The 1647-nt window shown below is 59.0% G+C and carries 2 protein-coding genes and 1 pseudogene; all 3 read right to left on the bottom strand.

What is annotated here, in order from left to right:
• A partial coding sequence (locus NW860_RS03900) for an RNA-guided endonuclease InsQ/TnpB family protein (RefSeq protein ID WP_414512510.1) occupies positions 1 to 483 on the bottom strand: 483 nt, incomplete at its 3' end.
• 113 nt (positions 484 to 596) lie between these two features.
• Positions 597 to 872, bottom strand: coding sequence for a hypothetical protein (locus NW860_RS03895; RefSeq protein WP_414512508.1), 276 nt, complete (start codon positions 870 to 872; stop codon positions 597 to 599).
• Positions 873 to 1311: 439 nt separating this feature from the next.
• Positions 1312 to 1626: pseudogene (locus NW860_RS03890) on the bottom strand (DUF29 domain-containing protein).
• Positions 1627 to 1647: the final 21 nt, after the last annotated feature.

Here is a 1647-nt window from a genome sequence, read left to right as displayed (position 1 = left end):
CACCACCAACTGACAGCCGTAGAGTTGGGCCTTGTACTCTAGCTGTCGCCGTTCGCGATAGCGGGACGGAGTCCTTAACTCATAGAAGCCACAATCGGCTAAAGATCCGGCCAGGCGGTGATTCTTGAGGAGGTTTTCTACCTGCAAGTCCTCAATCACCACCAGCCGGTACTTCTTGGCCAAGTAGCTGGTCAGCCTGTGCAAGTTGTCTAGTCGTATGTCCGCCACCCGTTTGTGGGCCCTAGCAAGCTGCACCACTGCCTTCTTGCGGTTGGCGGATCCCTTTTGCTTGCGACTCAGCCGCCGATGCAGCCTCACCAAGCGCTTCTGGGCTTTGCGGTAGGGCTTGGGGTTATCAAACATTTCCCCACTGGCGCAGGTGGCCAGCTGGTTCCCGCCCGAGCCCACCCCTACCCCATCCCCCGTCTCCTCAACCTGCGGAGACAGGGCCTCGTACTTGTTCGCTTCAGCGGTGCGTAGCACTTAAGAGATGTACCACCGCCCAGCCCGCAGGCTGATCACGACGTTCTGGGGGGTGGCAGTAGGGGGGATCTCCGCACAGCGTAACCAGCCACTCACCAAGCGGGCCGGAGGCCTTAGATAGGTACCTTGATGCGGTTGCCGGAGATGTGGATGTTGCCTTCGAGATAAAAGCTGTCCTGTACCCCCTTGCGCTTGAAGCGGGGAAACCGGCCCAGTCCACTCCGCCAGCGTTTGTTCGCGTCAGCGGCGCGTAGCGCGCAGGCTTGCTCTAAGCTGCGGAGTGCCTGCTGCGGGGCGCACTTGGAGACTTGGTAGTACCAGGGGTTGGCCTTCTTGACCCCCACCACCAGCCGCTTGTGCAGGTCGTTCGCGACAGCGGTGCGGAGCACTTTGGCCGTGGGTAGTTTCGGCTTGGCCTCAATGGCCTGTTGGCAGATGGCCAGGCCCTAGTTGTAGGCACGGCGGGCTACACCGGCATGTTGGGCTGTCAGTGTCCGCTGTTTGTTGTTGAGCCTGAGCTCAGTCTTGCTCGCGTTAGCGGCGCGGAGCCCAAAGCCTAGCAGCACTTGCCCCCTAGAGGAACCCTGTCCCGCTAGCACGAGGAGGAATTCACTTCAGCTTTCGTGAGCCTTGAGGCCTGCCGTTGTTATTAAGATTCTCAGTGTGTTGGCATGAGCAGTGATAAGCTTCTCGGCCTGCTGGTGTCGGCCCTCCCAAAGCTCTGGTTGCAGCTCTTGGGGGACAGATTGGTCTGGACAACCCAGCTTTCTCTGTCAGGTTGCAAGAGGCGGCATTTCTCGAGGGCGAGCAAAGCCCTTTGAGCTGTTCTCATCCCGGATAAAAGCCGAGATTTACCACTTGCTCAAGAGTGTAGGGGCACTCGGCGGGCAGGTCGTCTTCAGCAAGCGGTGTTTCCTTTACTACGAGCAGGATCCCGTCTTGGTAAGCCTCTGCCAGAGCTGCCGCCAGCTCCGGTTTGAGGCTAGGACTCTCTTTGAGGAGTCGCTGAATTTGGCGGCGTTGCTCGCTAAGGGTTGCTCGCTAGCTTTTACCTCGCAAGTGAGGTTGGAACTGCCATTTCAGCAAATGGCCTAGCAGGATCCCCAGTCGATTGACCAGTTCCCGGCGCTCCTGCCTGCCCAAAGCCTCAATTTCCTCTGCCAA

Source organism: Synechococcus sp. F70.1 (assembly GCF_047502745.1).
Taxonomy (GTDB): domain Bacteria; phylum Cyanobacteriota; class Cyanobacteriia; order Thermostichales; family Thermostichaceae; genus Thermostichus.
The sequence above is the reverse complement of the archived record's forward strand: the minus strand, read 5'-3'. Positions and strand labels throughout refer to the sequence as shown.